The 12,533-nt window shown below is 52.3% G+C and carries 11 protein-coding genes; 4 read left to right on the top strand and 7 right to left on the bottom strand.

The features are described from left to right. The first annotated feature begins 10 nt into the window (after positions 1-10). Entirely contained in the window at positions 11-1,114 is a 1,104-nt protein-coding gene (locus PAT9B_RS23585; RefSeq protein ID WP_013511808.1) for a YncE family protein, read from the top strand. Between the two features lie 28 nt (positions 1,115-1,142). Here the strand turns inward: PAT9B_RS23585 and PAT9B_RS23580 are convergent, their stop codons facing one another. The 3 genes from PAT9B_RS23580 to PAT9B_RS23570 all read right to left on the bottom strand — a co-directional run bounded on the left by PAT9B_RS23580 (position 1,143) and on the right by PAT9B_RS23570 (position 3,882). After that, complete coding sequence (locus PAT9B_RS23580; RefSeq protein WP_013511807.1) at positions 1,143-2,459, bottom strand: HAMP domain-containing sensor histidine kinase; 1,317 nt, start codon at positions 2,457-2,459, stop codon at positions 1,143-1,145. Next, positions 2,459-3,175, bottom strand: a complete 717-nt coding sequence (locus PAT9B_RS23575; RefSeq protein WP_041526059.1) for a response regulator transcription factor — start codon at positions 3,173-3,175, stop codon at positions 2,459-2,461. Before PAT9B_RS23575 ends, PAT9B_RS23580 begins: the two co-directional genes overlap by 1 nt. A gap of 374 nt (positions 3,176-3,549) precedes the next feature. Beyond that, on the bottom strand, positions 3,550-3,882 hold the full coding sequence (locus tag PAT9B_RS23570) for a gamma-glutamylcyclotransferase family protein (protein WP_013511805.1): 333 nt from the start codon (positions 3,880-3,882) through the stop codon (positions 3,550-3,552). Between the two features lie 139 nt (positions 3,883-4,021). Here PAT9B_RS23570 and PAT9B_RS29895 point away from each other — a divergent pair, with 139 nt between their 5' ends. Continuing rightward, positions 4,022-4,276 carry a hypothetical protein gene (locus PAT9B_RS29895; protein ID WP_071883930.1) on the top strand — a complete coding sequence of 85 codons (255 nt, stop codon included), beginning with the start codon at positions 4,022-4,024 and terminating at the stop codon, positions 4,274-4,276. A 34-nt stretch (positions 4,277-4,310) separates the two neighbouring features. Here PAT9B_RS29895 and PAT9B_RS23565 read toward each other — a convergent pair whose 3' ends face one another. Beyond that, on the bottom strand, positions 4,311-4,997 hold the full coding sequence (locus PAT9B_RS23565; protein WP_013511804.1) for a hypothetical protein: 687 nt from the start codon (positions 4,995-4,997) through the stop codon (positions 4,311-4,313). 185 nt (positions 4,998-5,182) lie between these two features. On the opposite strand from PAT9B_RS23565, the gene PAT9B_RS29430 reads away from it, so the two are divergent. Together PAT9B_RS29430 and PAT9B_RS23555 are read left to right on the top strand one after the other, a co-directional pair. Beyond that, positions 5,183-6,565, top strand: a complete 1,383-nt coding sequence (locus PAT9B_RS29430; RefSeq protein WP_190274676.1) for an RHS repeat-associated core domain-containing protein — start codon at positions 5,183-5,185, stop codon at positions 6,563-6,565. Positions 6,566-6,685: 120 nt separating this feature from the next. After that, entirely contained in the window at positions 6,686-7,039 is a 354-nt protein-coding gene (locus PAT9B_RS23555) for a DUF1428 domain-containing protein (RefSeq protein WP_013511802.1), read from the top strand. Between the two features lie 40 nt (positions 7,040-7,079). Here PAT9B_RS23555 and PAT9B_RS23550 read toward each other — a convergent pair whose 3' ends face one another. From PAT9B_RS23550 to PAT9B_RS23540, 3 genes are read right to left on the bottom strand one after another with little or no spacing between them, the layout of a single operon-like run. Then, complete coding sequence (locus PAT9B_RS23550) at positions 7,080-8,045, bottom strand: acyltransferase family protein (RefSeq protein ID WP_013511801.1); 966 nt, start codon at positions 8,043-8,045, stop codon at positions 7,080-7,082. Then, positions 8,038-11,100, bottom strand: coding sequence for an efflux RND transporter permease subunit (locus PAT9B_RS23545; protein WP_041526058.1), 3,063 nt, complete (start codon positions 11,098-11,100; stop codon positions 8,038-8,040). The genes PAT9B_RS23550 and PAT9B_RS23545 overlap by 8 nt, the downstream gene beginning before the upstream one ends. Next, positions 11,100-12,188, bottom strand: a complete 1,089-nt coding sequence (locus PAT9B_RS23540) for an efflux RND transporter periplasmic adaptor subunit (protein WP_013511799.1) — start codon at positions 12,186-12,188, stop codon at positions 11,100-11,102. The genes PAT9B_RS23545 and PAT9B_RS23540 overlap by 1 nt, the downstream gene beginning before the upstream one ends. Between the last annotated feature and the right edge of the window lie 345 nt (positions 12,189-12,533).

Here is a 12,533-nt window from a genome sequence, read left to right as displayed (position 1 = left end):
GGAAATAATAATGCTAAAGATGGGTTATGGACGTTTTCCGCTGAAGACGTTAATTGCTGTCATGCTGGCTTCGATGGCTGCTCCCGGTTTCGCCGCTACGGCGGTGGTGAGAAAACCCGTCGGGCTGGGCGCTTATGAGATGGTTTACAGCGCTGCCAATCATAGCGTGCTGGTGGCGACCAGCCAGGGGAAAACCGATCCGGGCGGGGTGGTTTACGAGCTGGATGCGAAAACCTTGCAGGTGATTCATGCGTTTAAAACCGGCAAAAAACCGTTCGGTGCGGCGATCAATCCCCGCACCGGGACGGCCTGGTTTGGCGGCAGCATTGAGGGTTGTGTTATCGCGTTAGATATTCAGACCGGTGCAGTGAAAGGCGTTGTGCAACTGACACCGCCACCGCCGCACACAGAGAAACGCGATCACCCTGCAGCGGGTAAAGCAGGAAAGCGCAATGACAAACGCCCGCCAGCGCCACGAGAGCTGGCGGTGGATGATAACACCAATACCGTTTATGTCAGTGGCGTCGGGCGTGACGACAGCCTGTTATGGGTCATCGACGGCAATACGCTCACCCTGAAACAAACGCTGCATGGGTTGGGCAAACTGAACACCGGGTTGGCGCTGGATAGTGCCAACCACCGTCTCTATACCAGCAACGCAGATGGCGACTTTATCACCATCGATACCACGCATAATCAGGTGATATCCCGTACCCGCATCGTTGCCGATAGCCAGGAACATCTGCTGATGAATATCAGCCTGGATAGCACGGGACAGCGGGCATTTGTAGCGGATAATAAGGTGGCGGGTGTTTTTGTCATCGATACTCAGAACGGCAAGGTGATGAATCATATTGCGGTGCCTGAGACGCTCAGCGTGCTGTTTAATGCGCAGCGCAATGAAATCTATGCGGCGCATCGCAATCAGGGCGCGGTCAGTATCATTGATGGCACGACTTACGCAGTGAAAAACAGCGTGGCGCTACCGGTACATCCCAATAGCCTGGCGCTGAGTGCTGAGGGGAATGCCCTGTACGTTAGCGTTAAGCAAGATGCTGGTCATGATAAACCGACCACACAACCTGATGATGTGGTACGTATTGCCCTGAATTAATCGTGATACCCCCTCCCTCATAACATTATCAGGGAGGGGTGGGTGCCTGTGGCAGCACCACTCGGGCAATCAGCCCTGTCGGCAGGTGATTTCTCAGCGTAAACGTCCCGCCGTGCAGTTTTATAATGTCGTTCACGATCGACAGACCCAGCCCGGCGCTCCCTTTGCGCTCATTGCGGGCGGCATCAAGACGGAAAAAAGGTTCCTTCACACGCTCCAGCATCTCTGCCGGAATGCCTGGACCGTTATCGATTATTTCAATGATCGCCTGATCTGCCGCTTGCGTGGTGTGCACCGCAATTTGATGGCTATGCGCCAGTGCGTTATCGATTAGATTAGTGATAACGCGTTGTATCGCATCGGGTTTACAGAAAACTGCCAGCCCTGGCTGGCCGTGATAATCGATGGCGCTGCCTGCATCTTCATACTCATCACTCAGGGTGGTCAGTAACGCATCGAGATCAACCCATTCTGATTGTTCACCATCCGAACCGGTACGGATAAACGCTAACGCGGAACCGATGAGTTTATTCATCAGATCGATTTCTTTGATCAATTTCGTGCTGACGCGTTCGGAAGCATGGGTTTCCAGGCATAAACGCATACGCGTCAAGGGGGTGCGCAGATCATGGCTGATCGCCGCCAGCATTCGGCTGCGGCTTTCCAGCGAGTGGGCAATCCGTTCCTGCAACAGATTAAATGTCTGAGCGACGCGACGTAATTCGAGAGGGCCTTCTTCTTGTATTGGCATCACGGCGAGGTCCCGGCTGAACAGGTCGGCCTTCTCGGATATTTTGCGCAGCGGGCTGATGATACGTCCGATGGCCCAGACGGACATGGCAATGATGCCAGTGAGCAAAAACAGGATGGCACAGAACGTTGGGAAGGTGAAACGGGTCGGCTCCCGACCAATATTATCCACCATCACTTCAAGGTGTGACCCGCCGAGCGGAATAATGACCTGAATATCTTTGCGTGGATTGGCGGCATTACAGGAAAACACCGCCACGGGATATTTATCACCTAATTCCCAGGATAAGGTTTTGGCCAGATCCCAGGTATTAAAGGTATCGGTCGTGCAACGCGTGGGTTGTTGCACCAGTTTGAAAAGTAATCCGTCAACGTGCTGTGTCGCATCCAGAACGGCTGCGCGCTGTTCAGGTTGCATACCGCGCAGAATCTTAACCACACTGGCAATGTGATAGGTGGTCTGCCACGGCCAGGGGGGGCCGGGCGGACCTTTAGGGATAAAAAGCAGGGTGCTGAGTGCCAGAAAGGTGATCACGGTAGAACAGGAAATAATGATCAGGATGTGGCCTAACGTGGTAGAAAAAAACCGCCGCATCACACTCTCCTGACGTCCGGTCGGAACATATAGCCGTTGTTCCTGAAGGTACGGATAAACTCTTCATTGGTGTCATCAGTGACCAATTTTCTGCGTAAGCGGCTAATCAGTAAATCGATGGAGCGCATGGAAAGCGGGGCTTCACTGCCTCGGGTTAACTGAATCAGGTCTTCGCGGGAAAGGACTTTTTTGACGTGCTGACACAACACCAGCAGCAAATCGGTTTCCACGCCGGTAAGGGGCTTGCGGATACCCGTTGGACTGCGCAGAAAGCGTCGGGACGGATAAAACGTGAAACCAGAAAATTGTAATACCGCTTCACCAACCGGTTTTTGTGCGGTTTCTATCGCGCTGGTGCGGCGTAACACGGCGCGGATGCGCGCCAGCAGCACATTGAGATCGAAAGGTTTAATCACATAGTCGTCCGCCCCCAGCTCTAAACCCACCACGTTATCAATTGGATCGTCCAGCGCCGTCACCATGATGATTGGTGGGCTGTCTGGAGAACGAATTTTGCGACAAAAATCGAGGCCGCTTTCACCGGGTAGCATCAGGTCCAACAGGATCAGGTCAGGTGCGTGGGTTTTGAGAAACAGCAATCCCGCTTCTGCGGAGTCGCTGGTGGTGGCGGTGTAGCCTTTGGCCTGTAGGAAAGTCGCGAGCGAACGACTGATCTCGGCGTCGTCTTCGACAATCAAAATATGGGTATCGGTCATATCATCAATTGCATGGCGTGGGGGAGAGGGTGGAGACGGGATTTTATCATTATTGATAATGAGAGTCATTTTCAGTAAATGACGAAGTTATGACAATATTTCGTAAGCTTGTCAGTTGACCGAAGGTGATTTTCAGCGTGTTCGCATAACTTCTTCGCGGTATGACAGGTAAAAGCAGATATGCCGTGGGGATTTTAGTTCGGCGCTGGTGGAAAAAACTAAAGGGTCGACGCGCCAACGTCGATCCCCTCAAGATAAACCACATCGTAAGTCGTTTTTCCGGCGGTCACGGTCACTACCCACCGTGCCGCCGTTTTTTATTATTAATGGCGGCGGCAGAGGCGTCAACCCGATTTTGCACGGGGGGATTCTAATCACGCATTCTGCGGTTGCAGCTGATACACCCACGCCGTAACCTGCTGGCCCTCAACGGTGGTGACATCCACTTTAACCCGATCATAACCGTCCTCGAACTCATCCAGCATTGGCCAGTGGGCTTCCAGGTTGTCAGAGAGAAACAGGTATCCCTTTACCTCGGGGCCATTCTTGTCCAGCACAAGACCGGGAAAATCCGCTGCTGCTCCCCAGCCGCGTTCATAAAAGGTGCCTGTCACATGCCCGGCAAGCCATTCTCCGCCAATTTCTTCCAGAATATGTGCATTGGAACGGCCGGGGCACAGCGTGCCGTAAACAAATAAGCGTTTCATTTTCCCTCGTGAAATCAGACAAAAAAAAGCACTTTAACCTTGAACACCCAACCTGTCACTCTGCGTGATAAGTGAAGTCTATCGCATTGAAAACCAATACCGTCTGGCAGACCTAAGGCCCGGTGCGAATAATCGCAGGATGACTATTTATCGCGTAAGAGTGGGGTTTCATAACCCTTCGGCCCTGACCTTCAGGCAACTTGATGAAATTCTCGAACCACAGCGCTTCTGGCGTACCGAGCCTGAGCGTGGTCAGTTTCGTTATTTCACCGAATATGAATATCAATCAGAGGAACGCGATCTGTGCGCGGTGTGCTCGTTGGCATACTCCCAGGCGTGTCGGGTGAGGAAATGTCCGTTGATACTGGTGGAAGTGATGCCTGAGACGGTATGAAAACAGCGCGAGACATCGCGCTGTTGCCGCAGACTTAGGGCTTTTCTTTTTCGTCTTCAGCGGGGATCAATGGCTCATCAATCTCGCTCTGCTGACCGGACTTCAGTAACTGAAGATCGAGGATCACATAGGTCATGGTGCTGATAAACAACGAGATAACGCTGCCTATCACGCCGCTGGTGGTAAAGGTGAAAAAGTTATACATCACCACCCAGGTCACGCTGATAAATAACGCCAGAGAAATAGTGATGGTCGGCTGAGAGTAGTGGGTGGTGCGCGCGCCCATCACATTGATTTGATGGCTCAGGTTGCAGGCGGTGTACTTCTCCAGCAACAGCATGCTGCGTTCCCAGTTACGCGCCCGGCGTGCGCTGCTGCGGGTAAAAAACAGGAACAGCAAGGAAAGGAAAAAACCGGAGAAGGCGATTAATACCGGCACGGCTTCCAGCGCGTAAGCAATGCTCTTATGGCTGGAGCTTTTGGCGGTGAGATCTAACGTCAGAGAGGCACCCAATCCGGCATAGAGAAACACAAAAAGGGCGAGGAATAACGCGCTACGTTTCCAGTCCAGTTCCGCTTCATGTTGACTCTGCTGACGAGCGGTCTGGAGCACTTGATGCAATTGCCTGGCGCGCGCTGACTCGGCTTCAATACTGTCAATTTTCTCGCCACATAGGCTCTGGATGAAGGGCTGGTCAGCCTGATCGATGATAATGCGCATAGAATTCCGTGAGACTTGATGAACAAGAGGACATTGTAACGTATTTGCTGCTGTGGATTGAAACGACTTGCTATTAATCGGATGCCTGCTCCGTAACCTTCGGTGGTGTTACCCAAAAAGGAGAAAACACCATGCAGCCCGTTCTCAGTGAGTGTTACCGCTACCCCAGCCAGGGTAGGCGTATAATGAAATCTTTCCAGCAGAAAGCCGCGCGTTTGGTACAACGTTATAAAGTCCGCTACCTCAACGGTATTGAGATTCGGACGCGCGACGACGAAACCCGATCCGGTGAAATCCACCGGGTGATTTATGTGGCTAACGCGCGGATTTATTATCGGACATCAGCGAAAACCGCCGATTCCCATATACGGCAAGTGCGCTACCGTTTTTCTGATCGCAATGGTAACGCCAGACTGGAAATAGCGGCTGACGCCACAATGATTAGCAGGGAAGACTATTATCCCTTCGGCGGGACGGCGATCTGGTTAACGCGTAGTCAAATGGGTGCCGAGTATAAAACCCATCGCTATGCCGGTCACGAGCGCGATAAAACAGGGTTAATTCATTACGGCTGGCGCTATTATCTGCCGTGGTTAATGCGTTGGCTCAATCCTGACCCGGCTGGAACGGTTGATGGCAGCAATCTTTTCTGCATGGTGAAAAACAATCCTGCAACGTTGCGGGATATCAATGGCTGCGTGGCAACAAGTTCAGACCAATCCCAACCTTCGGCCAGACAATCTTCCTTCATGGACAATGCGGGAAAATTTCCTTTTCGCCTCTCAGGCACGCCATTCAAATTAAGAGGTTTTACGATTTATGACCTCGATAAGACGCGTCCCCTGCCACAGGATGCGCAGGCGAAACTCAAATCCTTTATCGACCCAGGGCTAAGTGAAGCAAGCAGGAAAGATTTATACCTACAAAATGTGCGGGTAGAGGCATTCACCAGCGATGATGTATCAACGAGTCCTAATCGCCGATTTATCGAGCAACGTCTTATTGGCCAGGAAAAATTGGTTGCTGCGCGAGATTTAGCAAAAGGGACCTGCATAGGTGTCTATGGCGGCGAAGTCATGTCTGAGGATGAAGTTTTAAAACTTGATATCGACAAGCAAATTAATCTCCTGGGAGGGGAAGGGGTAAGTCACAAGTTTTTTTGGGATGGGGATAATCCAATGGCAAAAATGAATACCATTTTTGAACTCAATCAGGCAGGTAATGATATTACACAAGCAACCAGTGGCTATAACGTGGAGAATATTTTGGCCATGGCGACCTTAGATAAATCCAGTCCACGCTATGCCGAAATGAACAGAATAGAATTCGTCACTTTTTTTACCGCTCAGGATGTCAAAGAAGGGGAAGAACTGCGCTGGAATTATGGCTATCAATCGAGAATCATTAATAAAATTCTCGCCAGACGCCCTGTGAATCCGGCATCTGCAAACGTTGAAACGTCACCGCAAGCGCTGGCTGAGGCAAAAAATCAGTCATATGCTTTTGCTTTCGCGGTGTTAGGCATGGGCTTAGTCATCGCTCTGGCATTATGGATGGCTTATGTGTGATGTGATGGATATCTGAGTCAGCATTTTGCCACCGGTCACGCAAAACCAGGTCGAACATCTTACGTACACTTAATCTTCGCGGCCACCACTGGCCGCGTCATTAACGACGGAGGATTTCCCATGCCCTATGTTGATGGATTTGTGGTGCCAGTCCCGCTGGATAAAAAAGAGGCGTACCTGGCCATGGCGGCTAAAGCTGCGCCTTTGTTTAAGGAGTTTGGTGCGACGCGTATCGTCGAGTGCTGGGCGGATGATGTGCCGGACGGCAAGCTCACCGACTTTCGCATGGCGGTTAAAGCGGAAGAGGAAGAAACGGTGGTGTTTAGCTGGATTGAGTATCCTTCCAAAGCGGTACGTGATGCAGCTAATGAAAAACTGATGGCCGACCCGCGCATGAAAGAAATGGGCGAAAACATGCCGTTTGATGGCAAGCGCATGATTTACGGTGGCTTTTCCCCCATCCTTGATGAGTGAACGCGTCATCTGGCTGTGCGGCGTGCCGCCAGCCATCCGCTTACAGGCTAATCAGCTTTTTCACCCCCGGGACCTGCAACAACAGCAGTGAAATCATCATCGAAACCACGACGGTCAAAGCAATCACCATGATCTTATCGGCCAGCGAACGAATGGCAATTGCCCAGGCGAGGATGTTAAACACCAGATAATGCAGGATGTAGACGCCCGTCATGGTTTTACCGAGGGTGGCGAACAGCGCAGGCACCTTTTTCCAGTGCGCGGGCACGGTGATGGCGTTGACGCTAATCGCCATCAGGATCACCAGAAAATAGACCTGGGAGCCGGTCAGGACGAAATCATTGCCAGTGGTGATAAAGCGCGCAATAAAGTAATAACGTTCATAAAGCCAGGTAAACAAATAGACCGCCGGTAATAACAGCAGACTGAGTTTCACTACCCGGACGGATTGCAGCATTTGTACCACGCTCGGCAACGCCATCAGACGACCCGAGAGGTAGTACAGTACCCAGGTCCAGATGCGATATTGTGGCAACAGTGAGAAGGCGCGCGTGTTCGGGTAGAGCACGGCCAGAATGTCGTAGAGGAACGCCGCCAGCAACAACACAAAAATGATTGCCGCCATTTTGCCGGGGAACAGCAGCAGGCGGTCAATCTGTGGTTGTGAGACATAAATTAAAATCAGCGAAATCACAAACCAGGGCTGAATCAGATAGCCTTTATTTTGCACTCCCGCAAACCAGAAAAAGCTAAACCAGAAGAGAAAAATCAACAAAATGCGGCGGATCTTCTCCAGTTGCCAGTTCGGACTGTGTTTCGGTCCGGCATCCAGATAGCCGCTCAACAAAAAGTAGAGCGGCGTGGCGATGGTGGAGATAAAACTCAGGATGTTCAGCGCGAGGCTGTAATTGTAGTTGTAGCGATCATAACTCTGATACAGGGTGAAAAAGGACACGGCCGTCATGCACGCCAGCGTTTTCAGCAGATTCAACCCAATATTATTCATCGGCAGCGTCCCTGGCATGGAAGCAACGATACAGCACCGGCAGCACCAGCAGCGTCAGTACGGTGGCGAAACCCAGCCCGAAAATGATCACCACAGCCATGCTCTGGAAAAACACATCGCGTAACAGCGGCAGCAGACCCAGCACCGTGGTGAACGCGGTCAATAAAATGGGTCGCAAACGTGATGTCGCGGCATCCAGAATCGCCTCCTGCAACGGTTTTTGTTGCCGGAACTGGCGAGTTTCCTCCAGAAGTACGATCCCGTTGCGGATCAGCATGCCGGACAGGCTCAACAAGCCAATCAACGCCATAAAACCAAACGGAATGCCGGTGAGCAAGAAGCCGCAAGTCACGCCAATTAAAGCCAGCGGGACGGTGATCCAAATTGCGACGGCATCGCGCAGGGAATTGAACATCAGAATGGTGATCACAAACATCACCAGGAAGCCAATTGGCAATGAACTTAACAGGCCACTTTGCGCTTCCCGCGAGCTTTCCAGCTCGCCACCCCATTCCAGACGATAACCCGCTGGCAGTTTCAACTGTTCAATTTGCGGCTGAACCCGTGCCACCACCTGGGCTGCGGTTAAACCCTGCGCCGGGTCGGGATCGGTTTGTACCGTCAACACGCGCATCCGGTCACGTCGCATGATCAGCGGGTCTTCCCACTCGAGGCGGAAATCAGAAATCACGTTACTCAGCGGGACGAAATGTTGTAGCGAGGCGCTCCATAGCTGGATGTTGGCGATATGATCAATATTCTGCCGCTCCTCCGGTGCCGGGAATAGCATGATCGGAATCAGCCGTGAGCCGTCACGGAAAATACCTACCGCGTCACCACTGAAATTCATACGTAACGCCTGGTCGATATCGCGTTTATCGACCCCCAGTTCCTGCCCGCGTAATGCCGAGTATTGTGGCCGGATGACTTTGCTGCGTTCCTGCCAGTCATTGCGCACCGGGAACGTGGTGCCATCTGCCTGGAAAATACCATCAATCTGGCTGGCGATATGGCGGAGCGTATCCGGGTCGGGACCGATAACGCGCAGCGCAATCGCACTGTCACTGGCGCTGCCAAACTGGATGCGTTTGATTCGCTCATTCACCTGCGGATATTGCTGTTGAATATAATGTTCGGTAGCCAGCGCAATGCGTTCCAGTTGCCGGCCATCTTTAACCCGCACCATAATTTGCGCGTAATTACTGTATTGCCGTGTTGCATCATAGGTCAGGGTAAAGCGCATCGCCCCTTGGCCTATAGTGGTGACCGTGGCATCCACGCCCGGTTCCTGGTTAATAAATCGCTCGATTTCTGCTGCCGTTGCGGCGGTGAAATTGATATCCGTTCCATACGGCAGCCAGAGGTCAGTAAAGAAAATCGGCGTATTGGAGGAGGGGAAAAAGTTCTGTTTCACAAAGGTGAAACCGTACAGCGATGCTGCCAGGCAGGCCACCATCACGGTGATGGTCAGCCAACGTATACGGATCAATCCGGCCAGCGTGCTGCGATAGACGCGGAACACCACGCCCTGGTAGGGCGACTGATCATCCTGCGGTGGCAGTTGCAAGGCTTTGCGGCGTGCTTCGCTCCATTTAATAAACACCGGCGTCAGCGTTAGCGCAGTGATCCAACTGAGCAGCAAAGAAATCAACAGCACCTGGAACAGCGATTTGCAATACTCCCCGGTGGAATCCTGCGACAGGCCAATCGGCGCAAATGCGATGATGGCAATCACGGTGGCACCCAGCAACGGCAACGCAGTGCGCTTGATCATCTGCGTGGTCGCCTGTTGTAACGGTTTGCCGCGTTGTTGGTCGATTTTGATGCCTTCCACCACCACAATGGCGTTATCCACCAGCATACTCAGGGAGATGATCAACGCCCCCAGCGAGATGCGCTGCAATTCCAGCCCAAACAGGTACATCACCAGCAGCGTACCGAGCACGTTAAAGGCAAGCGAGGCGGCGATGACAATACCGCTGCGTAGCCCCATAAAAATCAGCAGCGTACCGACAACAATCGCCAGCGCCATCAGGAAGTTAAGGATAAAACCATCCACCGACTGCTTCACTTCATGTGCCTGGTTATAAAACACTTTCAGTGAGATGCCTGCGGGCTTGTCCTGTTGATAATCCTGGAGTTTTTGGGTCAGCGCATCGCCCACGTTAATCACGTTAACGCCGGGGGCGAAAGAGACGCCAATCGCCAGCGCATCATGACCGTCGGCATGGTAGAGGTTGTCCGGCGTGTCAGTGACATCGTGTGACAGGGTGGCGATGTCATGCAGATGGATCGTTTGCGCGGTGCCGGGGCGCGAGATCGGCAGATTGGCTAAATCCTCTAATGACTGAAACTCTCCGGTCGGGTTGAAACGGATCGATTCACCTTCAAGGCGAATGCTTCCGGCGTTGGACACCACATTGCTGCGGCTGAGCAAGTCGGCGACACGTGCCGGGGTGATACCGTAGCTGCTCATTTTGGTGCTGGAGAGGGCGATACGAATCTGTTCCTGCTGCACCCCGGCCACCGCCACTTTTGCCACACCTGGCACCAGCACCAGATCGCGCCGTAGCTGGTCGGCATAATTGCGCAGTTCATCATTGGTGAAATCTTTGCCATAAATAACAAAGAAATAGCCATACACATCGCCAAAGTCGTCGTTGACGAAGGGGGCATTAACGCCGGGTGGGAACTGGAGAGCGGCATCCCCGACGCGTCGCCGCAGTTCATCCCAGATTTGTGGCAGTTGATTGGCAAGGTAGCTGGTATGAATCGAGACGGTGATCTGTGACAGGCCATTACTGGAAATCGAGCTGACGTTGTCGAGTGAAGGCAAACGTTGCAAGGCATTTTCCAGCGGCAACGTCACTTCTTCCTCCACCTGCTGTGCCGATGCGCCGGGATATTGCGTGACAATCACCGCGGCCTTGATGGTAAACAACGGGTCTTCGAGGCGGCCAATGTTAAGCAGGGCGTAGATCCCGCCAACGCCCAGCAGCAGGATGACCATCCAGATGCGGACCGGTTTGTTAATAAAGTTATCAAAAATCTGCATCATAACCCCCGCTCACGGGTCCAGATGCGAATCGCTTCACCATCGCGCAGCTCGCCAATACCTGCTGATACCACACGGTCACCGGATTTTAATCCGCCAGTGATTTCAATCCCTTCGGCACTGATATTGCCGACTTCAACGGGCTGATCCTTCACGTGTAAATTGTTGCCTTCACCGACAATCAACCAGACATGCGCTTGATTGGTCGGGCTATGATCCGGATTGAACACCGCCGATCCGGGGATCACCACCTGTGATTGTTGCGGCGCATTTGGCAGATTGTGCAGCTGAATACGCACTGTCCCACTCAGTCCGGCCACATTGGGTAAATCGGTGGGACGTGGCATGGTCAGCACCACCTGCCAGGTGAGCGTCGCGGCGTCGGTTTGTGTACTGTGTTCTTTATAACTGGCGGTGAAGGTTCGGTCGGGCAGGGCATTGAACTGGACTTCTGGCTGGTAACTGACGTTCTGAATATCGAGGCTGGTAAATAAACTTTCTGGTACGGTGAAAATCACATCCAGCACATCTGCGCGTGTCAGCAGCGCGACGGGTTGCCCGGCGGCGACCACCTGATGATTACGCACATTGACGCGGGCAATCACGCCATCAAAGGGAGCATTGAGGGTGAGAAATTGCAACTCTTCCTGGGCGACTTTCAGCGCGGTGGCTGCCGCATCGCGGTTGGATTTTTGTACATCCATATCCGCTTGTGACACCGCGCTGCGATTGGACAAGGTGCGGAAACGCTGATATTGCCGGTCGGCCAGTTGAAAACTATTTTGCCGATCTTTCACCCGCAAGCGTGCATCGGTGTCATTCAATCGGCCAAGGACCTGATTGGCTTTCACTACCATACCATCACGCAAATCGAGCTGTTCGATGCGACCGGCGCGTTTAAAGGCCAGCTCGGTGTTATCCCCGGCCTGAATGCGTGCCGGGAAGACACGCACATTGCTGGCGCTGCCGGAGGTGATCGTGAAGGCTTTAACGACGCGAGGCTGGGGAGGCGGTGCTTCTTTTTTTTCATCGCACCCCACAATTAACAACGTACAGGCAACTAAAAGCAGAGCCTTGTATTTTATCATTATTTTTCCCTCATCCTGAAAATAACGCGCCATAATATAAGTAGCTAAGATTCAACGAAGCGTTAATCGGGTGGCGGCACTAGGAAATATGTGACACCACCACATAGGTCAGCAACCCTACCAGCGTTGTGGCAACCACCGCCATGATGACGAAGCCACAAACTAACTTAACCGTTTGTATTTCCATTACTGTTTACCTTTATTCTTTTATGCACGGAGATCGGCAAGCGGCGCATGCAACCTGGGGCTGACCGCGCAAGCAAAGTAACATTGCCATTCTGATAATATAGATTAGATTTAATTTATCTCATTCAAATCATTAGTCAGATCGCTTTTTCAGATAAT

The organism is Pantoea sp. At-9b (assembly GCF_000175935.2).
Taxonomy (GTDB): Bacteria; Pseudomonadota; Gammaproteobacteria; order Enterobacterales; family Enterobacteriaceae; genus Pantoea.
The sequence above is the reverse complement of the archived record's forward strand: the minus strand, read 5'-3'. Positions and strand labels throughout refer to the sequence as shown.

What these genes read in the sequence shown, in the direction of transcription:
- PAT9B_RS23585 (WP_013511808.1), top strand. Translation starts at nt 11, where the DNA reads ATGCTAAAGATGGGTTATGGACGTTTTCCGCTGAAGACGTTAATTGCT.
- PAT9B_RS23580 (WP_013511807.1), bottom strand. Translation starts at nt 2,459, where the DNA reads ATGCGGCGGTTTTTTTCTACCACGTTAGGCCACATCCTGATCATTATT.
- PAT9B_RS23575 (WP_041526059.1), bottom strand. Translation starts at nt 3,175, where the DNA reads ATGACCGATACCCATATTTTGATTGTCGAAGACGACGCCGAGATCAGT.
- PAT9B_RS23570 (WP_013511805.1), bottom strand. Translation starts at nt 3,882, where the DNA reads ATGAAACGCTTATTTGTTTACGGCACGCTGTGCCCCGGCCGTTCCAAT.
- PAT9B_RS29895 (WP_071883930.1), top strand. Translation starts at nt 4,022, where the DNA reads ATGACTATTTATCGCGTAAGAGTGGGGTTTCATAACCCTTCGGCCCTG.
- PAT9B_RS23565 (WP_013511804.1), bottom strand. Translation starts at nt 4,997, where the DNA reads ATGCGCATTATCATCGATCAGGCTGACCAGCCCTTCATCCAGAGCCTA.
- PAT9B_RS29430 (WP_190274676.1), top strand. Translation starts at nt 5,183, where the DNA reads ATGAAATCTTTCCAGCAGAAAGCCGCGCGTTTGGTACAACGTTATAAA.
- PAT9B_RS23555 (WP_013511802.1), top strand. Translation starts at nt 6,686, where the DNA reads ATGCCCTATGTTGATGGATTTGTGGTGCCAGTCCCGCTGGATAAAAAA.
- PAT9B_RS23550 (WP_013511801.1), bottom strand. Translation starts at nt 8,045, where the DNA reads ATGAATAATATTGGGTTGAATCTGCTGAAAACGCTGGCGTGCATGACG.
- PAT9B_RS23545 (WP_041526058.1), bottom strand. Translation starts at nt 11,100, where the DNA reads ATGCAGATTTTTGATAACTTTATTAACAAACCGGTCCGCATCTGGATG.
- PAT9B_RS23540 (WP_013511799.1), bottom strand. Translation starts at nt 12,188, where the DNA reads ATGATAAAATACAAGGCTCTGCTTTTAGTTGCCTGTACGTTGTTAATT.